We start from the raw sequence: 22,354 nt of genomic DNA on the forward strand, positions 1-22,354 counted from the left end.
CGCTCACTGCGATTCGAGCGCCGCCCGCCGCTGCCAGAACACCACGGCGCTCGCCGCGGCGACGTTCAGGGAGTCCACTCCCCCGGCCATCGGGATCACGACGTGCTCGTCGACTGCGCGCAGCGTCGCGGGCTTCAGCCCGTGCCCTTCGGCGCCGAGCACGAGGGCGACCTTGCGGTCGGCTCCGAGGTCCACCTGATCCAGCGGCGAGGCACCCTCGCTCAGCGCCAGGGCGAGCACATCGAAGCCGGCCTCGTGCAGCAGGTCCACGCCTTCGCGGGGCCAGGCCTCCAGCCGCGTCCACGGCACCTGGAAGACGGTGCCCATCGAGACCCGGATGGAGCGCCGGTACAGCGGGTCCGCGCACTGCGGGGTCACCAGCACCGCATCGACGCCGAGGGCGGCGGCGGAGCGGAACATGGCACCGACGTTGGTGTGGTCCACGATGTCCTCGATCACCGCGACGGTGCGGGCTGTGCGCAGCACCTCGGGCACCGTCGGCAGCTGCGGCCGCTGCATCGCCGCGAGCGCGCCGCGGTGCAGGTGGAAGCCGGTGAGCTGCTGAAGCAGCGGCTCCGCGCCGACGAAGACCGGCACCTCGGGGAACCGCTCGTACAGCGGCGCGAACTTGGTCAGCCACTTCTCGCTCATCAGGAAGGAGCGCGGCGCCATGCCGGCGTCCATCGCGCGGGAGATCACCTCGAAGCTCTCGGCCATGAACAACCCGCGCTCCACCTCCACGCGGGAGCGCAGCCGCACATCGGTCATGCGCAGGTAGTCGTCCAGCGCCGGGTCCGAGAGGTCGGTGAGCTCGGTGATCTGCCGCCGCTGCGGAGTCTCCACCGCGGGGTCAGTTCAGCGAGAGCGAGCGGGCGGTGAAGCGCTCCCCGCGCTGCTCGACCACCAGCGGCAGCCCGAAGGTGCGGGTAAGGTTCTGGGAGGTGAGGGTCTCGCCGATCGGGCCGGCGGCGACCACACCGCCCTCGCGCAGCAGCGCGACATGGGTGTAGCCGGGCGGGATCTCCTCGACGTGGTGGGTCACCAGCACGGTCACCGGGGTCGCGGGGTCCTTCGCGAGCCGGCCCAGGGTGCGCACCAGCGATTCGCGCCCGCCCAGGTCCAGGCCGGCGGCGGGCTCGTCCAGCAGCAGCAGCTCGGGGTCGGTCATCAGGGCGCGGGCGGCGAGCACGCGCTTGCGCTCGCCGGTGGACAGGGTGGCGAACCTGCGCTCTGCGAGATCGCCGACCCCGAAGGCGGCCAGCAGGGTGCGGGCACGGTCCAGGTCCAGCTCGTCGTACTCCTCCCGCCAGCGCCCCACCACGCCATAGCCGGCGGTGACCACGACGTTCTCCGCGGTCTCCTCGGCCGGGACGGTGTCGGCGAGCTCCTGGCTGGCCAGGCCGATCAGCGGGCGCAGCTCGAAGATGTCGACCTTGCCCAGCTGCTCGCCGAGGATGTGCACCGTACCGGTGGTGGGATGCATGCGGGCGGAGAGCAGGCGCACCAGGGTGGACTTCCCGGCGCCGTTGGGGCCCAGGACCGCCCAGCGCTCCCCCTCTCCCACCTCGAGGGAGACCGCGTCGAGGATCGCGGTCCCGCTGCGGCGGACGGTGACATCGTTCAGGGCTGCTGCGACGGACATGGCTGTGAGCCTATCGGTTCCGCGGCCGCGATCCGGCCCACTCGAACGTGGTGCCACCCATAGACTGACCGGGCCCGAAGCACCGCGCTCAGGAGGTTCCCGTGCTGCGTCGTCCCGTCTCCCTGCACGCCCCGCGCGGCTCGGTCGCGGCCGACGAGCTCCGGGCCGGCATCGACGCCCTGCTCGCGGACCATGACGGAGGCGCGCCGCTGGAGTTCCCGCCGGAGGTGCTCGCCGCCGCGGAGAGCGCGGCCGCCCGGGCGACGTCCGTCCAGGAACGCACCGACCGCACCGAGATCCCCTTCGTGACCCTGGACCCCGAGACCTCGACCGACCTCGACCAGGCGATGCACCTCGAGCGCACCGACGGCGGGTACCGGGTGCTGTACGCGATCGCGGACGTGCCGTGGTTCGTCGACCTCGACGGACCGATCGACCACGAGGCGCGCCGTCGCGGCGAGACCCTCTACCTCCCCGACCGTCGTATCCCGCTGCACCCCGAGGTGCTCTCCGAAGGGGTCGCCTCGCTGCTGCCGGACCAGCCCACCCCCGCCTTCGTGTGGGTGCTCGACCTCGACGGGGCCGGTGAGGTGGTCGGCATCGACCTGGAGCGGGCCCAGGTGCGCTCGGTCGAGAAGCTCGCCTACGACCGGGTGCAGACGGAGCTCGACCGGGACCGGGGTCATCCGATGATGCTCCTGCTGCAGGAGATCGGGGCGCTGCGCACCGAGCTCGAGGCACGGCGCGGCGGGGCGAGCCTGAACGTGCCCGAGCAGGAGGTGGTCGCCGACAACGGGCAGGTGCACCTGCAGTGGCGCCGGCCCAACCCGATCGAGGACGCCAACGCTCAGATCTCCCTGCTGACCGGGATGGCCGCGGCGCAGCTGATGCTCGAGCACGGCGCCGGGATCCTGCGCACCATGCCTCCCGCGGAGCAGACGGCGGTGGACCGCTTCCGCCGCCAGGCCGAGGCGCTCGACAATCCCTGGCCCCTCGAGCAGAGCTACGGCGCCTTCCTGCGCTCGCTGGACTGGCGCGATCCGGTGCACCTGGCCCTGCTGAATCAGGCCACCTCGCTGTTCCGAGGTGCCTCGTACGCGGCGTTCACGACAGCGGACGAGGTGCCCGAGGATCCGGAGCAGTCCGCGATCGCCGCGCCCTACGCCCACACCACCGCGCCGCTGCGCCGCCTGGTGGACCGCTTCGTGCTGCTCATCTGTCACGCGCACGTCAGCGGGGTCGGGCCCACCCCGGAGCTGCTGGATGCCCTCGCGGAGATCCCGGAGGCGATGCAGGCCACCGGTGCACGAGCCGGGAACCTCGAGCGTGCGGCGCTCGAACTGGTCGAGACGATGGCGCTCGGAGCCTGGGTGGGCGAGGTCTTCGAGGCCTCGGTGATCGAGCGGCGCGAGGCGACCGGGTCGGACAACGGGGACGGCGCCCCGACCCGCGTCGAGGTGCAGCTGAGCGATCCGCCGGTCACCGCGTGGGTGCCGATGGATGCGGCGGTCGGCGAGATCGTGCGGGTGCGGCTGGAGTCCGTCGACCGGGCGGCCCGGCGGGCGCAGTTCGTCGCGGCCGACGGGGAGACGCCCGCCGACGGGGGCGCGGCGTGAGCGAGGCGGCTGCCGGCCGCGACCTCGTCGCGCTCCCCCGCGCGGCGGTGCTGATGCTGTGGAGCGCCGCCTATCTGCGCGGCGACCTCGGACCCGATGACGCCGCCCAGATGAGCTACGGGGTCGGTCGCTCCGGTCCCAGCGGGCGGGGTGAGGACCTGTTCGAGTGGATGACCTCGCTGCGACAGCTGCCGCTCGCGCAGCTGCGCCTGGTGCTGCCCGTCCCCGGGCGGCTCGCTGGGCTGGTGGGCCCGCCCGCCGCGATCGGTCCTGCGCTGGAGGCGGAGCAGGCGATCGTGGTGACCGCCGCCGGGATCGCCGACCACACCCTGATCCCCGTGATCACCCCGGTCCCGCACGAGCAGCGGCCGCTCAGCGCCGTCACCTGGCAGAAGGTTCCCGCGCCGATCGGGGCGCAGGTACCGCCGACGGCGAGCTCCGGCAGCGCCCGGGAGGAGCTGCTGCACGCGCTGCGACGCACCGCCGGAGGGAGCGTGGATCTCGATCTGGTGCCCGAGGAGCCCGTCGAACCGGCGCGCATCCCGGACACCTGGATCTCGACCGCGCTGCCCCGACACCTCGAGTCGTCCGCATCGCACCTGCTGGTGCTCGCCTCACGGACCCTGCTGCTGACCCGGGCGGAGATCGCAGAGGGCCACGGCCACACCGTGCACCTGGCCGAGGCCCTCACCCGTCGCGGACTGCTGGACGAGCTGCACGAGGCGGCCCGCGGCGCCCTGGTCGAGACGCTCGAGCGCATCGTCGCGACGGAGACCGGCTGAGAACGGCCCCGCCCCGCCGATCCCGCAGGACTCAGGAATGCTGCGCGATCACCGTGCGGTAGACCTCCAGGGTGCGCTCGGCGATCGAGGTCCAGGAGAAGTGCTCGGCCGCGCGGCGCCGGGACGCCTCGCCCATCTGCTGCGCCCGTGCCGGGTCGGAGACCATCCGCACCAGCGCATCCCGGGTGTCCGCGATGAACGTCTCGGGGTCCACCGGGGTGCCGGTGCCGTCGGTGAGCTGCTCGAGCGGGACCAGGTAGCCGGTCTCCCCGTCGACGACGACCTCGGGGATGCCGCCGGTGGCGGAGGCGACCACGGGGGTGCCGCAGGCCATGGCCTCGAGGTTCACGATCCCCAGCGGCTCGTAGATGCTCGGGCACGCGAAGGCGGTGGCATGGGTGAGGATCTGGGTGAGCTCGTGCCGCGGCAGCATCTCGGTGATCAGATGCACGTTCCCCCGGTTCTTCGACAGCTCGTCCACCAGCGAGTTGACCTCCTGCGCGATCTCCGGGGTGTCCGGGGCCCCGGCGCACAGGACCACCTGGTACTCGGCAGGCAGCTCGCGCACCGCCCGCAGGAAGTACGGCAGCCCCTTCTGTCGGGTGATGCGGCCGACGAACACGATCGTGGGCGCCTCGGGGTCGATGCCCCGGGAGGTCAGTGCCGAGGTCTCCGGGTTCGGGGACCACTGCTCGATGTCGATGCCGTTGTGGACCACGTGGACCTTCGCCGGGTCGACCGTCGGGTAGGACCGCAGGATGTCCTCGCGCATCCCGGCGGAGACCGCGATGACCCCCGCAGCGCCTTCGTACGCGGTGCGCTCGGCGAAGGAGCTCACGGCGTAGCCGCCGCCGAGCTGCTCGGCCTTCCACGGTCGCAGCGGCTCGAGGGAGTGGGCGGAGAGCACGTGCGGGACGCCGTGCAGCAGGGACCCCATGTGGCCGGCGAAGTTCGCGTACCAGGTGTGGGAGTGGAGCAGGTCGGCGCCGGCGCAGTCCGCGGCGATCAGCAGGTCGGTGCCGAGGGTGGACAGGGCGGCGTTGGCGCCCTCGAGCTCCGCGGGCGTGGAGTACGAGAAGGTGCTCTCCTCCTCGCGCGGGGCGCCGAAAGCCCGCACCCGCACGTCGATGTGCGGCCGCAGCACCTTCGTCAGCTCGGCGACGTGGACTCCGGCGCCGCCGTAGACCTCGGGCGGGTACTCCTTGGTGAGCAGATCGACACGCATATCCGACTCCTCCTCCTTCTGCGGCAGCTGTTCCAGCGGCGTCTCAGATCCTCCTGCCGTCCGATTGGACGGACGGCGCGTGACGAGTGCCACGTCTGGACTATCCTCGCACCATGTCGTCCAAAAAGGTTCTCGCCATCGTTCTCGCCGGCGGTGAGGGGAAGCGGCTGATGCCGCTGACCCTCGATCGGGCCAAGCCCGCAGTGCCGTTCGGCGGCATCTACCGTCTCATCGATTTCGCCCTGTCGAATCTCGCCAACTCCGGCTATCTCCGCATCGTCGTCCTCACCCAGTACAAGTCGCACTCGCTGGACAAGCACGTCGCCCAGACCTGGCGCATGAGCTCGCTGCTGGGCAACTACGTCGCCCCGGTCCCGGCGCAGCAGCGCATGGGCAAGCACTGGTTCCGCGGCAGCGCCGACGCGATCGCCCAGTCGCTGAACCTGATCTACGACGAGAAGCCCGAGTACGTCATGGTGGTCGGCGCCGACAACATCTACCGGATGGACTTCTCGCAGATGCTGGAGGCCCATATCGAGTCGGGGAAGTCCTGCACCGTCGCCGCGATCCGGCAGCCGATCGAGATGTCCGACCAGTTCGGCGTGATCGAGACCGATCCATCGGACCCCACCACGATCAAGGCCTTCGTCGAGAAGCCGCGCGAGACCGCGGGGCTGGCCGACGATCCCGGCTCCATCCTCGCCTCCATGGGCAACTACATCTTCACCGCCGATGCCCTGGTCGAGGCCGTCACCCGGGATGCGCAGGACGACTCCTCCCAGCACGACATGGGCGGGGACATCGTCCCCTCCTTCGTCGCGGCGGAGGATGCCGCGGTGTACGACTTCATCCACAACGTGGTGCCCGGCTCCACCGACCGGGACCAGGACTACTGGCGGGACGTCGGCACGCTCGACGCGTTCTACGAGGCGCACATGGATCTGATCTCGATCCATCCCGTGTTCAACCTCTACAACCACGAGTGGCCCACCTTCACCGGGCACCGCAACGCCCCGCCGGCGAAGTTCGTGCACGCGGGTCCGGGCCGGGTCGGCTCCGCGGTCGACTCCATCATCTCCCCGGGCGTGGTGGTCTCCGGTGCCCAGGTCTCGAGCTCCGTGCTCTCCCCGGGGGTGCGCATCAACTCGTGGTCGAACGTCTCCGATTCGGTGCTGATGGACGATGTGACCGTGGGCCGCCACTGCCAGATCCATCGGGCGATCATCGACAAGTCCGTGGTGGTGCCGCCGCGCACCCAGATCGGACTGGACGCGGAGAAGGATCGCGCCCGCGGCTGGGTGGTCACCGAGTCCGGCATCACGGTTCTCGGCAAGGGCACGGTCATCACGCCGTGACGGTTCAGCGGCCGGTCCCGGCGACCGGGCTGCTGGTCTCCGACGTCGACTCGACCTTCCTCACCCAGGAGGTGATCGAGCTGGTCGCCGAGCATGCCGGGGTGCGCGACCAGGTCGAGGAGATTACCACCGCCGCCATGCGCGGCGAGCTCGACTTCGCCCAGTCGCTGCGCGCCCGGGTGGCGCTGCTGGAGGGCTTGGAGGAGTCCGTGCTGGCCGAGGTGCGGGCCGTGCTGGTGCCGACGCCGGGTGCCCTGGAGCTGGTGCGTCGCGCGCAGGATGCCGGCTGGGTGACCGCACTGGTCTCCGGGGGGTTCCACGAGGTGATCGATGAGCTCGCCGCCCGGGTGGGGATCGACCACGTGCGCGCCAACCGCTTCGAGATCGTCCAGGGCCGCTTCACCGGGAAGGTGACAGGCCCGATCATCGACGGGGTCGCGAAGCGTCACACCCTCGAGGAGCTCGCTCGACGCTATTCCGTCCCGGCCGCGCAGATCGTCGCCCTGGGCGATGGGGCCAATGATCGCGAGATGCTCGCCGCCGCCGGGACCGGGATCGCGTTCCGAGCCAAGCCGGCGCTGCGGGAAGTCGCCGACGTGGTCATCGAGGGGCCGTCGCTGCTGGAGGCCTGGCCACGTCTCGAGGCGGTCGCGGCGCACCGCTGAGCCCGCGGACGCCGGGCGTCCGTTCAGGGGCGGACGATGGTGTGCAGCGTCAGCGAGGCCTCCTCGAGGCTCCTCCAGTCGTCCAGCGACCCCGAGAGCACCGCCGTCGCCCCGGTGGGCATCCCGATCCGGGCCTGGGCGACCGCGCCCGCCTCGGAGTCGTCCGCGGCCAGCAGAGAGGTGAGGGTGGAGATCGTCGGCTCATGGCCGACCACCATCACCACCGGGTGAGAGGCGTCCACGCCGTGCACCAGGGCCAGCACATCAGCTGCCCCGCCGGAGTAGATCTCCTCGTGGAAGGAGACCTCGCCGTCGAACCCCGGCATCGCCGCAGCGGTGGCCTCCCAGGTCTGGGTGGTCCGCACGGCATCGGAGACCAGCACCCGGGAGACCTGCACGTTCTGCGCGTCGAGGTACTCCCCCACCAGCTGTGCCTGGGTCAGTCCCCGATCGGCCAGAGCGCGTTCGTGGTCAGGCCGGCCGGAACCGCTCTCCGCCTTGCCGTGACGCATCAGGAGCAGCAGGCGACTGTCAGGGTCGGAGGATGACATCGGGTTGGGTTCACGCCTTACGTAGGAAGTGGTGCGAGGACTGGGTCAGTGTCCCATGCCGAGACCGCCGTCGACGGGGATCACCGCACCGGAGATGTAGGCGGCATCGTCGCTCGCGAGGAAGGTGACCGCCTTGGCGACCTCGACCGGGTCGGCGAAGCGACCGGCCGGGATGGCCTTGCGATAGGTGTCCTGGAGGTCCTCCGGCAGGGCCTGGGTCATCTCGGTGTCGATGTAGCCGGGGGCGACCACGTTCGCCGTGATGCCGCGGGAGCCGAGCTCGCGGGTGAGCGCGCGGGCGATGCCGATCAGACCGGACTTGGACGCGGCGTAGTTGACCTGTCCGGGAGAACCGTACAACCCCACCACGGAGCTGATCAGCACGATGCGGCCCTTCTTCGCGCGCATCATCGACTTGATGACCCGCCTCACGGTGCGGAAGGCACCGGTGAGATTGGTGTCGAGCACCTTCTCGAAGGACTCGTCGCTCATCCTCAGCAGCAGCTGGTCATCGGTGATCCCGGCATTGGCGATCAGCACCTCGATCGGTCCGTGCGCCTGCTCGACGGTCGTGATCGCCGCGTCGAGGCTGCCGCCGTCGGTGACGTCCGCGGCCACGGTGAGCGCACCCTCCGGGCCGCCCTCGCCGGACCTGCTGGTGACGGCCACCTTGTGCCCGCGGCGGAGGAACTCCTCGGCGATCGAGCGGCCGATGCCCCGATTCCCTCCGGTGATCAGGACACTGCGCGGCTCGGTGATGGCGTCGGTCATGCGAACTCCTGGGTGAGTGATCGGGGTGAGTGTTCCGTGAGGCCGGGATCGGCCTCGAGGGACGATGTCAGAGCACAGGGCTGACGCCTCGACGCAGCCCTGTGCTCTACGATACGTGGCGAGAGAGTGTCGGGATCCGAGGGGGAGCCCGTCCACCCCGTATCGCCCCGGAAGGTGCTACCCGATGGCATACCGCTTCAACCCTCCGCCGAACTGGCCGATCGAGGATGCAGGCTGGAGCCCGCCTCCCGGATGGCAGCCCGATCCGTCCTGGGGACCGGCACCGGAGGGATGGAACTTCTGGGTGGCCGAGGAGCAGCCGCCCGCCGCTCCGGCCCAGTCCGATGCACAGGCTGCGGCCGACGCCGAGGAGGACGCCACCCGTGTGGTCTCCACCGGCCCGCGTGAGGAGACCGCCGAGCCCGCGGAACCCGCGGAACCGGCAACCTCGCAGGTGCCGGCCGGTCAGTACGGGGCGATGGATCCCTATGGATCGGGGGCGCAGCCGACGGACGCACCGGCAGCTCAGGATTCCCCCGGCCACCGGGCGGCCACGGCGGAGGGCAACGAGGATCATGACGGCGCCGCAGCGGACGACGCCACCCATGTCGCCGGCTCGGGCCCGCACGCTGCCGGGACCGATCCGCAGGAGGGTCAGGCCGGCGACGGCGCCCCGCAGACCGCCGAGTACCAGGGCCCCGATCTGGAGGCCGACCTCGCACAGCAGGCCCCCTACGAGTCCGCAGCACCTGCTGCCGGTGCAGCGCACGACGCTCCGGCAGCGCAGGACGGACAGCACGGCGAGGACTCCGGTGCCGCCGCAGCCGCTGGAGCGGGCGCGGCCGGCGGAATGGCCGCTGGTGCCGCCGCAGCTCATGGCGCCGGGGACCCCGCTCAGCAGCCCACCGGCCAGGCAGCTGCCGCGCCGGACTACGGCCAGGCCTCCCCCGCCGCTCCCGGTTACGGCCAGGCGTCCCCGGCTCCCGGCTACGGCCAGGCCTCTCCGGCTCCCGGCTACGGCCAGGCGTCGCCCTCCGGCTACCCGGGGCAGGGCTCTGCCGCGGACTACCCCGCCGCGGGGTACGGGCAGGCCTCCCCCGGCGTCGACGCCGGCTCCCACTGGACGGCCTCGACCGGCGCCGGCGAACCGCCCCAGAAGGGCTTCCTCCGGCGATTCTGGTGGCTCGGCTGCCTGCTCATCCTGCTGCTCGTGCTGATCCTGCTGGTCGCTGGCGGCATCTGGCTGTTCAGCCGCGCCGGCGACACGGACGCCGGCGGCGGTGGCCAGACCACCACCAGCCAGGAACAGACCACCGGCGAGGAGACCACCGAGGCCGCCACCTCCGCGGAGGAGGAGACCACCGAGGAGGAGCCGATCCCCACGGATCAGCCCACCATCGATCCCTCGGCCGAGGCCACCGAGGTCGTGGGCTCGGACGGCAGCGGCACCCTGGCCGTGCACATGACCTATGCGCCTGCGACGGAGCTCGCCACGACGTACGGCACCGTCGACGAGCCCTCGAACGGCGAGGAATACCTCGTGCTCACCGCCAAGATGACCGTCGCCGAGGGCACGATGAGCTTCAATCCCGCCCAGTTCGACGTCATCACGCCCTACGGCGGCGCGGTCTCGCGCTCCTCCGAGAGCTACTCCCTGGAGGGCGCCGGCACCGGTGGTCCTCTGGAGTTCAGCGAGGGTGAGGAGTACACGTTCCGGATCATCTTCGACGTCAAGCGTGCCGAGGGACTCACCCTCCAGTTCGACGCCTACGTCGACCAGTACCGGTGGGACGTTCCTGCGTGACCCAGGGCCAGAGCTTCAACCCGCCGCCGAACTGGCCGGAGCCGCCGCACGACGGCTGGACCCCACCGGCCGGCTTCAGTCCCGGGCACTCCTGGGGACCGGTCCCGGCCGGGTGGAGACTCTGGGCATCGGCCGCACCCGAGGGGCACGGGCCGGCACCGCTGCAGGCCTCTGAGGATGTCCCCGCCAGTGGCGCCCGGCCGCGCCGTCGGGTCGAGCGGTACCCCGTGGCCGTCCTCAACCCCGGCATGTGGGCGGACAACCACCTCGAGAGCGAGGACTACGGCTTCCCGCCCGCAGCGCCGCGCACGGACCGGCCCCGGCTGCGCCTCGGCGTGACCATCGCGGTCACGGTGCTGGGCTTCCTCCTCGCGACGGCCATCGCGATCCTGTTCGTCATGGTCGTGGACTTCGGCATCGAGGACCTCGCGGGGGTCCTCGACGGTGCCGCAGGACACCTGGAAGCCGCCGCCGCTCCCGGGGCCGGGGCCGACCCACCGGTCCACGGATGAGGACGGCCTCCTCCCGTCGCGAGATCCTGCTGAGCCGCGAGACCCTGCTGGGTCTGGTCGCCGTGCTGGTGCTCGCAGCGGCCTGCGTGCTGCTGGGCATGTGGCAGTTCGGTCGCTACGAGAACCGTGCGGAGCAGGCCGCGGTGATCGAGTCGAACTACGACGCCGCCCCCGTGGCCCTCGACGAGGTGCTGCCGGACATCGAGGCGCCGCTGCCCGTGACCGCCGAATGGACCCCGGTCGAACTGCACGGCAGCTACTGCACGGGCGATGACTGCGTGCTCTTCGTGCGCAATCGGCAGCTCTCGGGCCGGGTGGGCTTCTGGCAGCTGGTGCCCTTCCGTGCCGAGGACGGCACCACCGTGCTGGTGGTGCGCGGATGGGTGCCCTCGGTCAGCGGTGCCTCCCAGCCGGCCGATCCGGCCCCGGTGCCCGAGGGCGAGATGACCGTCACCGTCCGGCTGCGCCCTGCCGAGGTGGTGCTGGACCGCGAACCGCCGCCGGGGCAGACCCATTCGGTCAACCCCCGCCAATCCGCCCAGCTGCTGGGCCTGTCGACCCAGGAGCTGGTCACCGGCGCCTACGGGGAGCTGGCCGCAGAGGAACCGCCCGGCGAACGGCCCGCCGCACTGCCCTCTCCCGACACCTCGCTCGGCCCGCACCTGTCCTATGCGTTCCAATGGTGGATCTTCGCGCTCTTCTTCCCCGCCGCACTGGTCTACCGCACCCGCCGCCAGTTCCAGGACCTCGCGGCCGAGGAGCAGCAGGCGCATGCCGAGGCCGCCCCGGCCGCGCAGCCGGGTCGTCGCACCGCAGATCATCGTCCCCGACGCGCCGTCCGCACCCGGCGCCGGGGCCAGGACGAGGAGGAAGAAGATGCACTCATCGACCAGCAGCGGCCCTGAGCGAGGACGGGCGATCCCTTCACGGTTCCTCCCCGGTCCCCGCCCCCGTCGCATCGCCCATCGCGGGCTCGCGACCGACGGGGCCGAGAACACCCTGCGCGCCTTCGAGGACGCGCTGCGAGCCGGCGCCGACATGCTCGAGACCGACACCCGCGCCACGCGCGACGGGCTCGCCCTCGCGGTCCACGACGAGGACCTCCGGCGCATCGCCGGGGACCCGCGCCGGATCGGTGAGCTCAGCGCTCACGAGGCCGGCTCCGTGCGGCTGGCCGGCGATGAGCCGCTGGCCATGCTCGAGGACGTCCTGGGCACTTTCGCCGACGTGCCGGTCAACATCGACATCAAGGACCCGTCGGCCATCGGCCCGGCGGTCGCGGCGATCAGCCGCACCCGCAGCGCAGACCGGGTGTGCGTGGCCGGCTTCGACGGGGAGGTGGTCCGCAAGACCCTCGCGACCCTCCACGCCGCCACCGGCGTCACCGCGGTGCGCAGTCCCGCGCGCGGAGTGATCGGCCGCTTCCTCGCGGCCCGTGCGCTCGAGGCCCCGCAGGCCGTGATCTCCCGGCTCCTCGCCCCGTACGGAGCGCTGCAGGTCCCCGAGGCCCACCGCGGTGTGCAGATCGTCACCACGGCCAACATCGCCGCCGCTCACCGGGCGGGCTGCGAGGTTCATGTGTGGACCGTGGACGATCCGCGGAGCATGCAGGATCTGCTGGTCAAGGGCGTGGATGGTATCATCACCAATCGTGTCGATCTGCTCTCGGAGCTACTCGACGGCACCTGAGAGCAAGGGCCCCGGGACCGGTCCCGGGAACAGATCCGGCCCCGCCGGCGTTGACAGCACCGGGCGTTGCCGTCCACTGACCTCACCCACCACAGATCTCACCGGACGGCCCGCCGTCCGACACCACCCCGGCAGGAAGCGAGAACCGCATGAACAGCCGCAGCCTGCGAGGCACCCGACTGGGCTCCCTCTCCATGGAGACCGACGAGGGCGTCCTCGCCGCACCGCGCCAGGAGGCCGTCTACGACTGCCCCAACGGCCACACCATCGTCCTCCCCTTCTCGGTCGAGGCCGACGTCCCCGCCACCTGGGTGTGCCGCTGCAACGCCTCCGCGCTGCTGCGTGACCACGAACGCCCCGAGGTGAAGGCCGGCAAGCCTGTGCGCACCCACTGGGACATGCTGCTCGAGCGTCGCAGCGAGGAGGACCTCCAGGTGCTCCTGGACCAGCGCCTCGAGCTGCTGCGCGCCGGCAAGCTCCATCAGCGCCGCAACCTCTGACCGGCTCCTCATGACAGCGCCCCCGCTGCCGCCTCGCGGCGGAGCGGGGGCGCTTCTGTGGTGGCGCAGGACCGGTGATCAGTCCTGGATCAGGGTGGGCGGGGAGTCCTCGCCCCGATCTCGCGGCTGGTCCTCGAGGATGATCTCGCCGTCGATCACGCCGGTGCCGGAGCGGCGGTAGAGCACGGTCCGCGCCCCCGCGGCGCCGCTGCCCAGGCCCATCGCCTTCACGGAGCGCCGCTGGACGGGGGTCAGCAGCAGCACGAGCCCGATGAGATCGGTGAGGATCCCGGGGAAGAAGAAGAACAGCGCGGCCACCAGGGTGAAGGCGGGTCGGGAGAGGTGGTCCTGGACGTCGCCGCGTCCGCTCACCGCTCGCAGCAGGGAGCGCAGGCGCACGAACGACTGCTGACCGGCGGCGACCAGCAGAGCGATCCCGATCACCCACCCGATGGCGATGGCCAGCACCGCCCACCAGAGGCTGGTGTTGATCCCGATGAGCACCAGGATCGTGAGCTCGACCAGGCCCAGCACGACGACCAGGACGGGCACCAGCGATCCCCATCGCGAGCCGTTGCGTGACGAGGGAGCTCCCGCCGGGGTGGTGCGGCGCGGCGAAGCGCCCTGGCCGGAGGGCTGCTGTGCGGTCACGAATGCTCCCTTCCTGGGGCTTCCTGGGGCGTCGGGTCGGTTCAGACTAGCGCAGGGCCTTGCGAAGGCCCTGGGTGCGACGTGACAGTCCCCAGGACGTCACCTTCACCAGCGCCTCCCGCACGATGCGTCCGGACATCTTGCTCGCGCCCGCGGTGCGCTCGTCGAAATCGATCGGGACCTCGGCGATCGCGGCGCCCAGATCCCGGGCCCGGCGGGTCATGTCGATCTGGAAGCAGTAGCCCTGGGAGGCGATGTCCGTGGTGATCAGCTGCTCGAGCAGCTCGGCACGGAAGACCCGGTACCCGGCGGTCGCATCACGGACGCCGAGGCCGAGCAGCGCGCGGACGTACAGGTTCGCGCCGCGGGAGAGCAGCAGGCGCTGCAGCGGCCAGTCGTGCACCGCTCCGCGCGCCACCCAGCGCGAGCCGATCGCCAGGTCGGCGCCGCGCCGCACCGCCTCGAGCAGACGCGGCAGCTGCTCCGGGCGGTGGGAGGCATCGGCGTCCATCTCCGCCAGCTGCCGGTAGCCGCGCTCGAGGCCCCAGGCGAAGCCCGCCAGGTAGGCCGGTCCCAGACCCTGCTTCCCGGCCCGGTGGAGCACGTGCACGGCCGGGTCCTTCGCCGCGACGGACTCCGCCCAGTCACCGGTGCCGTCCGGCGAGGAGTCGTCGACCACCAGGACATCGGCCGTCGGCACCGCGGCGCGCAGGCGCGCGAGCGTCCCGGGCAGCGCCTCCCGCTCGTCAAAGGTGGGGATCACCACGAGAGTGGGCGGCAGGGGGGCGTTGGAGGGATGCACGTCAGTCTCCTCGGCGGCGGCGGGTGGCGGTGCGGGCGAGGGCCCGGCGATCGCCGCCCAGGGCGGCGAACAGGCCCACGGCGCCGACGGCACTGAGCCCGACGGCGATCCAGGGCCCGGCCGCGACCGCAGGGGTGATGCCGGTGCGCAGCGGGACGTCGGCCAGCAGCGCCCCCTGCTCCCAGTGATCGATGAAATCGATCCGTCGGCCGGTGGGGCTGAAGATCGCCGACTGCCCGACGGTGGAGATGTGCACCACGCTGCGACCGGACATCACGGCCATCACCTCGGCCTGGGCGAGCTGCTGGATGGCTTCGTGGGAGTCGCCGAACAGCGCATTGTTGGACTGGACCACGATCACTTCGGCGCCGCCGTCGACCACGTCATGGACCAGGGAGTCGTAGGCGATCTCGAAGCAGATGAGGATCCCCACCCGGTCCTGCCCCTGTCCCAGGGCGTCGAGATCCATCACCCCGACCTCCTCGCCCGGGATCATGTCGAGGGAGACCAGATCGACCTTGTCGGAGAGCCGGCTGAACAGTCCCCGCATCGGGATGTACTCGCCGAAGGGCACCGGATGGCGCTTGGAGTACGCGTACGGGGAGGTCTGCCCGGGGGTGAACAGCACCGATTGGTTCAGCCGCTCCTCCTCCCCCACCCGCACCTGGGTGCCGACGAGCAGCGGGGCGTCGGCCTCCGCCGCGGCCCCCGTCAGCTGCCGGGCCAGCTGCGGGTCCTGCCGCGGGTCCCAGCCCGTGGAGTCCTCGGGCCAGACGATCAGGTCCAGCTGGGTGCCGTTCTGCGCGGTCCCCTCGAGCACCTCCCGGGTGACCGCGAGATGGTTGGCGAAGACGTCCTCGGGCATGGTGTACGAGACCGGGTCGATGGCGCTCATCGAGCCCTGGATCGCGGCCACGGTCATCGTGGGCCGGTTCACCGGAGCCCGGTTCACCGGATGCGGGACCACGACGGTGGCCAGCACCGCCGCGACCGCGATCGCGAACGGCCACACGCCCGAGAAGCCGGTGAAGCCGCGGCGGCGGCGGCCCAGCAGGGCGAGGGCACCGAACAGGAGCAGCTGGCCCAGCAGGGCGACGACGAACCCCAGCCCGGCGACGCCGATCCAGGGGGCGAGGTGCAGCAGCGGGGCGTCCGCGAGGGCGAAGGCGCTCGCGCCCCACGGCAGGCCTCCCCAGGGAGCGTTACTGCGCAGGGCCTCGACCGCCACCCACAGTGCGGAGACGACGATCGCGCTGCTCGGGCACAGTCCACGGCGCACCATCACGGTGCGGGCCAGCAGACCGAAGACCACGATGTACAGCGCCTCGAACACACCGAGCGCGATCCAGGGCGTGGTCCCGGCATAGGTGCTGGCCCACGCGGTGAGGGGGACGAACAGCGCCAACCCCCACAGCAGCGAGACGAGCCCGGCGAGCCAGCGCGAGCGCACCAGGAGACCGGCGCCGAGCAGCGCGATCGCGACGGGCAGCAGCATCCAGAGGTCGTAGGGCGGGAAGGCCAGCAGGGCGCAGGCCCCGCCCCCCGCCCCGCACAGCAGCGCGACCGGCCACGGGGTGGGGTCGAACTCGTCGCGGGACCTCGCCGAACGCCTCCGGGTCCGCGTCGCCGCAGCGGTCGCCGTCACGCCTCGGCCCGCCCGCGGGGAGCGTCCGCGAGGCGGTCATGGAGGATCCGGCCCTCCACCACGGTGCGCAGCACGCGCGGGGTGCCCTGGTCGAGATCCGGCAGCAGCGGCGTGCGCGAGCGCGGATCGGTGGACCAGCTGTCCACGCGCTCGGCCCGGGACTGCACGGTGAGGTCCCAGGGCTCCCAGAGCACGAAGGTGGCGGGCAGGCCCGTCTGCAGGCTGCCGGGGTGACGGTTGCCGGCGACCCGCTGACCGCCGCGGGTGGCGGCGAGGAAGGCGGCGCGGTCGCTGATCCGCTGCTCCGCCGGGCTGGTGCGAGCGGCACCGCGCACCCAGTCCCAGGGATCGGCGGACCCGGGCGCCGCCGCGGAGCCGAAGGCGAGCGGAGTCCCCTCGGTGACCAGGTCCAAGTAATCGGCGCTCTCGGTGACCGGTGCGATGATCCGCACGCCCTCCCGCTCCCCGGTGGGGCCGGGCAGGCGCAGCACGACGCCCCGGGCGGCGGCGTCGGCAGCGGTGGCCGGGTCCGGGTCCTCACCGTCCGCGGTGGCGGCGGCGTCGACGAAGCCGGGCGTGACCAGGCAGCCAGTGGCATCGACGCGCTGGACGTCGGCGTGGAGCATGCGGCCGGTGTCCTCCGGGCCGGTCCAGGCGATCAGCCCGTCAGCGACCAGCATGGCGGAGGCCTCGGGGTCCTTGGCGCTGTACAGCACGATGCCCGTGTACAGCGTCGGGGGCGCGATCCGGCCCGCGGCGCGGTGCGGAGCGGCGGTGGCTGCGGCGGCGTTCGAGAAGGTGTCGTTCTGGCTCACGGTCCCCAGCCTCTCGCGTTCTCCTGGGAGAACGCTCAGCGGTCGATCTCCTGGGCCACCAGGCCCCGGCGCACGGCACGGATGGACTGCCGGGCCACCGGGCCGAGCTCCTCGTCGGCGGTGAGCTGATCGAGCAGGTCGATGACCTGCCGGCAGTGGCGCACGAAGTCCCCGGGCGGCAGGTCGTTGCCCTCGAGCGCCGCGGCCAGGTGCGCGCCCCGCGCCCAGCGGTGGACGATCGCGGCGATCGCCGGGTCCGGAGCAGTGGTCGGGGTCAGGCCGTGGCGGGCCTCGGCGGACTGCAGTGCGGCGGCCAGACGCATCGAGGCCGCGAGCGCGGCGTCGACGGCGGGATCGGGGATCAGCTCGGGAGCACGGTCATCGCGGCGGGTCTCATGGACCGCGGCGGAGACCACGGCCGCCAGCCCGGCGGGGTCCAGACCTCTCCAGGCGCCGTGCTCGAGGCACTGCGCGATGAGCAGGTCGCGGTCGCTGAACAGCCGCCGCAGCCGCAACCCGCTGGCGGTGGGGCGAAGCTCCTCGCCCGCGGGGCCCGCGGGGACCTCGGGCGCGAGGTAGCCGAGCTCGCTCAGCAGATCGGTGAGACGGTCGAACTGCCGGGCCAGGGAGCTGGTGCGGCCGCGGATGCGCCGCTGGACGCCCTCGAGCTCCGCGCGGGACTTCCGCCACCGGCCCATCCAGCGCAGATGGGACTCGAGATCGGGGCAGGCGGTGCAGGGATGGGCGGCGAGCTGCTCGCGCAGAGCGAGCAGCTGCTCGTCGGTGGCGGCGGTCGACGGGCTGCGACCGGCACGGCGACGCACCTCGGCACGTGCGTCATCGTCCTGCCCCGCCAGGCGCTGACGCAGGGCGGCGGCGGTGTCCTTGCGCACCCTGCCGCTGCCGAGCGAGTCCTGGCGCGGCAGCCGCAGCGTGTCGATGACGGCAGGTGGGGAGGGCACGTCCCCGGGGCGGAGGCTGCGCCGGCGCCCCTCGGTGTCCAGCAGGTCCACCTGCGGGCCGCCGAGCACCGCACGGTCGACCTCCAGCACCACCGCATAGCCGCGGCGCTTCCCGCCGGGCAGGGCGATCACCTCGCCGCGGCGGAGGTCGCCGAGCACGTTGCGGGTGCGGTCCCGGTCCCGTGCGGCCCGCTCCCGGGAGAGCGACTTCTCCCGGTCGGTGATCGCCTCCTGGATCCGTGCGTACTCCAGCAGGTCCCCGCGCTCGCAGGTGACCGCCGCGCGGTAGTCCTCGGCGGTGTCCTCCAGCTCCCGGGCGCGACGGGCCAGGCCCACCACCGAACGGTCCGCCTGGAACTGGGCGAAGCTGGTCTCGAGGGTCTCCCGGGCGCGGGAGAGGTCGAAGCGGTCCAGCAGGTTCACCGCCATGTTCGGGGTGGGCCGGAAGGCGGAGCGCAGCGGATAGGTGCGCTTGGAGGCGAGGGAGGCCACGGCCGGGGCATCGAAGCGCGGGCCGGCGAGCACCACGGCATGCCCCTCGGTGTCGATGCCGCGGCGGCCCGCACGGCCGGTGAGCTGCGTGAACTCCCCCGGCGTGAGGTCCGCGTGATCGACGCCGTTGAACTTCACCAGCTTCTCGAGCACCACGGAACGGGCGGGCATGTTGATCCCCAGCGCCAGCGTCTCGGTGGCGAAGACCACCTTGATCAGGCCGCGGGCGAACAGCGCCTCGACGACGCTCTTCAGCAGCGGGAGCATCCCGGCGTGATGGGCGGCGAAGCCGTCCAGCGCGGCCCGGCGGAAGGTGTCCAGCGAGAGCACCTCCTCGTCCTCGACGCCGATGCCCCCGAGCTGCTCGTCCAGCACCGCGCGGATCTCCCGCCGCTCGCGGTCGTCGGTCAGGCGCAGCCGGGCCCGCGTGCACTGCTGCACCGCGCCGTCGCAGCCGGCGCGGGAGAAGATGAACATGATGGCGGGCAGCAGCGCGGCATCGTCCAGCAGCTCCACGACGTCCGGCCGCCGTGCCGGCCGCAGGGCACCGCCGGCTCGGTCCTCGTGGCGGTGCGGTCCGGATCCCGGGCGGCCTCCCCCGCCCCAGCCGCTGTCGCCGCCGTGGCCGCTGCTCCGGTACGGACCGCGGCCCTTGCGCTGGTGCGGCGGACGGTGCTGGCCGGAGCCCCGGGGGCGGTGCCTGCCGCCGGTGCCCTTGCGCCCGCGGTATCCGCTGTCCCGCGCACCGCCGCTGCGCTCATCGACCGGGAGGGAGAAGGAGGTGACGCGCTCGATCTCGGGATTGACCCGGCGGTCGGCGCGTGCACCGGGGCCCTGGGAGACCACCGCCTCCCCGTGGGCATCGACGAACAGGTCCAGCAGCTCGTCGCCGACCACGACGTGCTGCCACAGGGGCACCGGTCGGGTCTCGGAGACGATGATCTCGGTGCTGCCGCGGACCTCCTGCAGCCAGGCGCCGAACTCCTCGGCGTTGGAGACGGTCGCGGACAGCGAGACCAGTCGCACCGAGTCGTGCAGGTGGATGATGACCTCCTCCCACACGGGGCCGCGCATCCGATCGGCGAGGTAGTGCACCTCGTCCATCACCACGAAGCCCAGCCCGACGAGCAGGTCCGAATCGGCGTACAGCATGTTGCGCAGCACCTCGGTGGTCATCACCACCACCTCGGCGTCGGGACGGATGGAGGTGTCCCCGGTGAGCAGACCCACCCGGTCCGCCCCCAGCCAGTCGACCAGCTCGCCGAACTTCTGGTTCGACAGGGCCTTGATCGGGGCGGTGTAGAAAACCTTGTGCCCGCGGGCCAGGGCCAGGTGCACGGCGAACTCGCCCACCACGGTCTTGCCGGCTCCAGTGGGTGCGGCGACCAGCACGGAGCTGCCCCCTTCGAGGGCGCGGCCGGCCGCGAGCTGGAAATCGTCCAGGGTGAAGGGATAGCGGGCGGTGAAGGCCGTGAGCTCGACGGAGGTGCGCTCCTGCTGCACCTCGGCCTGCCATCGCGCGTAGCGGTCCGCGGGTGAGGTCACTGCGAGTCCTGAGGATCGGCGGTCATCGTGCCGGACGGCTCCGCGAGCAGACGGACGGCGCCGGGCAGCACCCGGGCGGTCAGCGGCAGCAGCTCGCGGGGCTCCCCGTCAGCGTAGGCGCGCAGCATGCGCCCGTGGCGGAGGCCGATGGTGAGCTGCTCGACGGGGCGGATATCGACGGCGGCCAGCGAGGTGTGGGTGCCGGCGAAGACCCGGGGGAACAGGCGCAGCAGCTGCCGACGGCCGATGCCGGCGACGGTGGCGAGCTCGAGCACCCCGTCGTCGATGCGGGCGTCCGGCACCATCCGCATCCCACGGCCGAACATTCCCGAGTTGCACAGGGTCAGCACCGTCGCGTCCAGCTCGATCCGTGCGCCGCCGTCGATCTCCATCCAGAACGGCAGGGGCGTGAACGCGCGCAGCTCGCGCAGCACAGCGGTGGTGTAGCGGACGGCATGCCCCGAGCGGGCCCTGTTCGCGCGGGCGTTGACCAGGGCGTCGAAGCCGAGGTTCAGGTTGCCGAGGGCGAGGGAGCGCTGTCCCGACCCGTGCTGCCAGGTGCCGGTGATCTCGATCGCGTCGACGGCCACCACCGGCCGGGACAGCGCATGCAGCAGGGTCCGCGTGGAGGTCTCGGGGTCGTTGACCGCCAGCCCGAGCGAGCGGGCGAAGTCGTTGCCGCTGCCGACCGGGACCACGCCGAGGCGCACCGGGCTGCCGGCGACGATCTCGGCACCGAGCGAGACGGTGCCGTCCCCGCCCACGACCACCAGGGCCGTCAACGAGTCGCGGACCTCCTCCGCGCGCGCCCGGGCCACCGCGGCCGAGGGACCCGAGAGATCGACCACCGAGATCCCGGCCAGGCGCAGGAGGTGATCCACCTGGCGGCCGACGCGGTGGGCGGTCCCCTGCGCGGCCGTCGGGTTCGCGAGCAGGCCCACCCGGAGCCTGCTCACCGCCGGTCCTCGTCGGTGTCGTCCAGACGCGACGGCCCCTCGACCTTCTCGACCTCGTCATCGATGCTGCTCGCTTCATCGTCCGCGAGGTCGGCGTCGCCGGAACGGCGACCCGCTCGGCGGTCGTGGAGCAGGGCGATGACGATCGCGCCGAAGAAGAGGCTCGCGATCGCCGCGGACATCGCGATCAGGGTCACGGGTTCGGGGGTCGGGACCATGACCGCGGTGAAGGCGAAGCTGAGGAAGATGATCCAGCGCCACGCCTTCAGCATCGCCCTGCCGCTGACCAGGCCCATGAAGTTCAGCAGCACCATCACCACCGGGATCACGAAGGCGACCCCGAAGGCGAGCATCGTCTTGATCAGCAGTGCCAGGTACTGGTCGTAGGGGATGATCTGGGAGGTCGAGCCCTCGGTGGGGGTGAAGCTCATCAGCACCGGCACCAGCTGGTTCACGGCCCAGTAGCCCGCGAGGCAGCCGAGGAAGAACAGCGGGATCGCGGAGCCGAAGAAGCCGATCGCGTACTTCCGCTCGTTCCTGTGCAGACCCGGCATCACGAACAGCCAGATCTGCGCGATGAGCATCGGCGAGGACAGGATCAGACCGATGTAGGCGGCCATCTGCAGCTTGACGTTCAGCCCCTGGCCGACGCCCTGGAAGTTGATCAGCGCCTGGAGATCGGAATCCTCGCCGGCCGCTTCGATCGGTGCCTTCACGGCCTCGAAGACCCAGGGGAACAGGAACCAGCCGCCGATCGAGAGCAGCAGGACGGTGATCGCACTGATCAGCAGCCTGTTGCGCAGCTCTACCAGGTGCTCGCCGAGGGACATGCGTCCCTCGGGGTCCCGGCCGGGTCTCGTCACGGGCTCCGCCTCGGCCGGCCCGCGTCCCTGCGTATCACTCGCCACGGATCTGTGTCCTCCCAGCGCTCCGGGCCCGATCGATCACTCGACCGGGTCCGCCGTCGATGGCGCGGTGCGCGCCCAGATGCTCGGTCGCGACGGGGGTCTCAGTCGCGTCGGTAGGAGTCGTCGTCATCGCGGGCCCGGATCGGCTCGCGGTCCGGATCGCGGTCGTCGCGGGGGTCGTACTCACGGTCGTCGCGCGCGCGACGACCATCGCGGGCATCGGACTCGCGGCGGTCATCACGCGAGCGCGAGGAGCGCGACGGGCGGTCGAGCTCCTCGTCCTCATCGCCCTCGGCGGGCTTGTCATCACCGCGGAGCTCCTCGACCTCGCTCTTGAAGATGCGCATCGACTTGCCCATGTTCCGGGCGAGGCCCGGGAGCTTATTGGCTCCGAACAGGAGGATCACCAGCACGATCAGCAGGACGATCGCCCAGGGGTTGCGGAAGAAGTTCATGGAAGTACCTT

General features: G+C 72.0%; 22 protein-coding genes. 9 read left to right on the forward strand and 13 right to left on the reverse strand.

All coding sequences use genetic code 11. The features are described from left to right. Nucleotides 1-3: 3 nt before the first annotated feature. Both ACHUEU_RS11780 and ACHUEU_RS11785 read right to left on the reverse strand, forming a co-directional pair. The gene (locus tag ACHUEU_RS11780; RefSeq protein WP_394216371.1) at nt 4-768 is read right to left on the reverse strand and encodes a TrmH family RNA methyltransferase; all 765 of its coding nucleotides are present in this window, start codon (nt 766-768) and stop codon (nt 4-6) included. A gap of 82 nt (nt 769-850) precedes the next feature. Next, nucleotides 851-1,642, reverse strand: coding sequence for an ABC transporter ATP-binding protein (locus ACHUEU_RS11785; protein ID WP_394216314.1), 792 nt, complete (start codon nt 1,640-1,642; stop codon nt 851-853). Nucleotides 1,643-1,743: 101 nt separating this feature from the next. Here ACHUEU_RS11785 and ACHUEU_RS11790 point away from each other — a divergent pair, with 101 nt between their 5' ends. After that, nucleotides 1,744-3,258 (forward strand): RNB domain-containing ribonuclease, encoded by a 1,515-nt coding sequence (locus ACHUEU_RS11790; protein WP_394216315.1) that lies wholly within the window; start codon nt 1,744-1,746, stop codon nt 3,256-3,258. Continuing rightward, a complete protein-coding gene (locus tag ACHUEU_RS11795; protein WP_394216316.1) occupies nt 3,255-4,040 on the forward strand; it encodes a hypothetical protein in 786 nt (261 codons plus the stop codon). Before ACHUEU_RS11790 ends, ACHUEU_RS11795 begins: the two co-directional genes overlap by 4 nt. Before the next feature lie 31 nt (nt 4,041-4,071). Here the strand turns inward: ACHUEU_RS11795 and glgA are convergent, their stop codons facing one another. Beyond that, complete coding sequence (gene glgA / locus ACHUEU_RS11800) at nt 4,072-5,265, reverse strand: glycogen synthase (RefSeq protein ID WP_394216317.1); 1,194 nt, start codon at nt 5,263-5,265, stop codon at nt 4,072-4,074. A 113-nt stretch (nt 5,266-5,378) separates the two neighbouring features. Here glgA and glgC point away from each other — a divergent pair, with 113 nt between their 5' ends. Together glgC and serB are read left to right on the forward strand one after the other, a co-directional pair. Then, nucleotides 5,379-6,620: a glucose-1-phosphate adenylyltransferase gene (gene glgC, locus ACHUEU_RS11805; protein ID WP_394216318.1), complete on the forward strand. Its 1,242-nt coding sequence runs from the start codon at nt 5,379-5,381 to the stop codon at nt 6,618-6,620. Beyond that, a complete protein-coding gene (gene serB / locus ACHUEU_RS11810; protein ID WP_394216319.1) occupies nt 6,617-7,285 on the forward strand; it encodes a phosphoserine phosphatase SerB in 669 nt (222 codons plus the stop codon). Before glgC ends, serB begins: the two co-directional genes overlap by 4 nt. A gap of 23 nt (nt 7,286-7,308) precedes the next feature. On the opposite strand, the gene ACHUEU_RS11815 is transcribed toward serB, so the two are convergent. Then, nucleotides 7,309-7,836 (reverse strand): SixA phosphatase family protein, encoded by a 528-nt coding sequence (locus ACHUEU_RS11815; protein ID WP_394216320.1) that lies wholly within the window; start codon nt 7,834-7,836, stop codon nt 7,309-7,311. Between the two features lie 45 nt (nt 7,837-7,881). Continuing rightward, the gene (locus ACHUEU_RS11820; protein ID WP_394216321.1) at nt 7,882-8,607 is read right to left on the reverse strand and encodes a beta-ketoacyl-ACP reductase; all 726 of its coding nucleotides are present in this window, start codon (nt 8,605-8,607) and stop codon (nt 7,882-7,884) included. Between the two features lie 184 nt (nt 8,608-8,791). Between ACHUEU_RS11820 and ACHUEU_RS11825 the strand changes: the two genes are divergently transcribed. The 5 genes from ACHUEU_RS11825 (at nt 8,792) to ACHUEU_RS11845 (ending at nt 13,112) form a co-directional block, all read left to right on the forward strand. After that, nucleotides 8,792-10,411, forward strand: a complete 1,620-nt coding sequence (locus ACHUEU_RS11825; RefSeq protein ID WP_394216322.1) for a hypothetical protein — start codon at nt 8,792-8,794, stop codon at nt 10,409-10,411. After that, on the forward strand, nt 10,408-10,923 hold the full coding sequence (locus tag ACHUEU_RS11830) for a hypothetical protein (RefSeq protein ID WP_394216323.1): 516 nt from the start codon (nt 10,408-10,410) through the stop codon (nt 10,921-10,923). Before ACHUEU_RS11825 ends, ACHUEU_RS11830 begins: the two co-directional genes overlap by 4 nt. Beyond that, nucleotides 10,920-11,828, forward strand: a complete 909-nt coding sequence (locus ACHUEU_RS11835) for an SURF1 family cytochrome oxidase biogenesis protein (RefSeq protein WP_394216324.1) — start codon at nt 10,920-10,922, stop codon at nt 11,826-11,828. The genes ACHUEU_RS11830 and ACHUEU_RS11835 overlap by 4 nt, the downstream gene beginning before the upstream one ends. Then, nucleotides 11,800-12,612: a glycerophosphodiester phosphodiesterase family protein gene (locus ACHUEU_RS11840; protein ID WP_394216325.1), complete on the forward strand. Its 813-nt coding sequence runs from the start codon at nt 11,800-11,802 to the stop codon at nt 12,610-12,612. The genes ACHUEU_RS11835 and ACHUEU_RS11840 overlap by 29 nt, the downstream gene beginning before the upstream one ends. Before the next feature lie 149 nt (nt 12,613-12,761). Then, nucleotides 12,762-13,112 (forward strand): RNA polymerase-binding protein RbpA, encoded by a 351-nt coding sequence (locus ACHUEU_RS11845; RefSeq protein ID WP_394216326.1) that lies wholly within the window; start codon nt 12,762-12,764, stop codon nt 13,110-13,112. A gap of 78 nt (nt 13,113-13,190) precedes the next feature. Here the strand turns inward: ACHUEU_RS11845 and ACHUEU_RS11850 are convergent, their stop codons facing one another. From ACHUEU_RS11850 to tatA, 8 genes are all read right to left on the reverse strand, one after another. Continuing rightward, nucleotides 13,191-13,763: an FxsA family protein gene (locus ACHUEU_RS11850; RefSeq protein WP_394216327.1), complete on the reverse strand. Its 573-nt coding sequence runs from the start codon at nt 13,761-13,763 to the stop codon at nt 13,191-13,193. A gap of 46 nt (nt 13,764-13,809) precedes the next feature. Next, complete coding sequence (locus ACHUEU_RS11855) at nt 13,810-14,565, reverse strand: polyprenol monophosphomannose synthase (RefSeq protein ID WP_394216328.1); 756 nt, start codon at nt 14,563-14,565, stop codon at nt 13,810-13,812. Between the two features lies 1 nt (nt 14,566). Further along, nucleotides 14,567-16,210, reverse strand: a complete 1,644-nt coding sequence (lnt, locus tag ACHUEU_RS11860; protein WP_394216329.1) for an apolipoprotein N-acyltransferase — start codon at nt 16,208-16,210, stop codon at nt 14,567-14,569. After that, nucleotides 16,207-17,025 carry a hypothetical protein gene (locus ACHUEU_RS11865; RefSeq protein ID WP_394216330.1) on the reverse strand — a complete coding sequence of 273 codons (819 nt, stop codon included), beginning with the start codon at nt 17,023-17,025 and terminating at the stop codon, nt 16,207-16,209. The genes lnt and ACHUEU_RS11865 overlap by 4 nt, the downstream gene beginning before the upstream one ends. A 35-nt stretch (nt 17,026-17,060) precedes the next feature. After that, the gene (locus ACHUEU_RS11870) at nt 17,061-20,024 is read right to left on the reverse strand and encodes a DEAD/DEAH box helicase (protein ID WP_394216331.1); all 2,964 of its coding nucleotides are present in this window, start codon (nt 20,022-20,024) and stop codon (nt 17,061-17,063) included. After that, nucleotides 20,021-20,980, reverse strand: a complete 960-nt coding sequence (locus ACHUEU_RS11875) for a diacylglycerol/lipid kinase family protein (protein WP_394216332.1) — start codon at nt 20,978-20,980, stop codon at nt 20,021-20,023. Before ACHUEU_RS11875 ends, ACHUEU_RS11870 begins: the two co-directional genes overlap by 4 nt. Then, nucleotides 20,977-21,843, reverse strand: a complete 867-nt coding sequence (gene tatC / locus ACHUEU_RS11880) for a twin-arginine translocase subunit TatC (RefSeq protein WP_394216333.1) — start codon at nt 21,841-21,843, stop codon at nt 20,977-20,979. The genes ACHUEU_RS11875 and tatC overlap by 4 nt, the downstream gene beginning before the upstream one ends. 146 nt (nt 21,844-21,989) lie before the next feature. Further along, the gene (tatA, locus tag ACHUEU_RS11885; protein ID WP_394216334.1) at nt 21,990-22,343 is read right to left on the reverse strand and encodes a Sec-independent protein translocase subunit TatA; all 354 of its coding nucleotides are present in this window, start codon (nt 22,341-22,343) and stop codon (nt 21,990-21,992) included. Nucleotides 22,344-22,354: the final 11 nt, after the last annotated feature.

It is taken from the genome of Brachybacterium vulturis (assembly GCF_043641765.1).
GTDB lineage: Bacteria > Actinomycetota > Actinomycetes > Actinomycetales > Dermabacteraceae > Brachybacterium > Brachybacterium vulturis_A.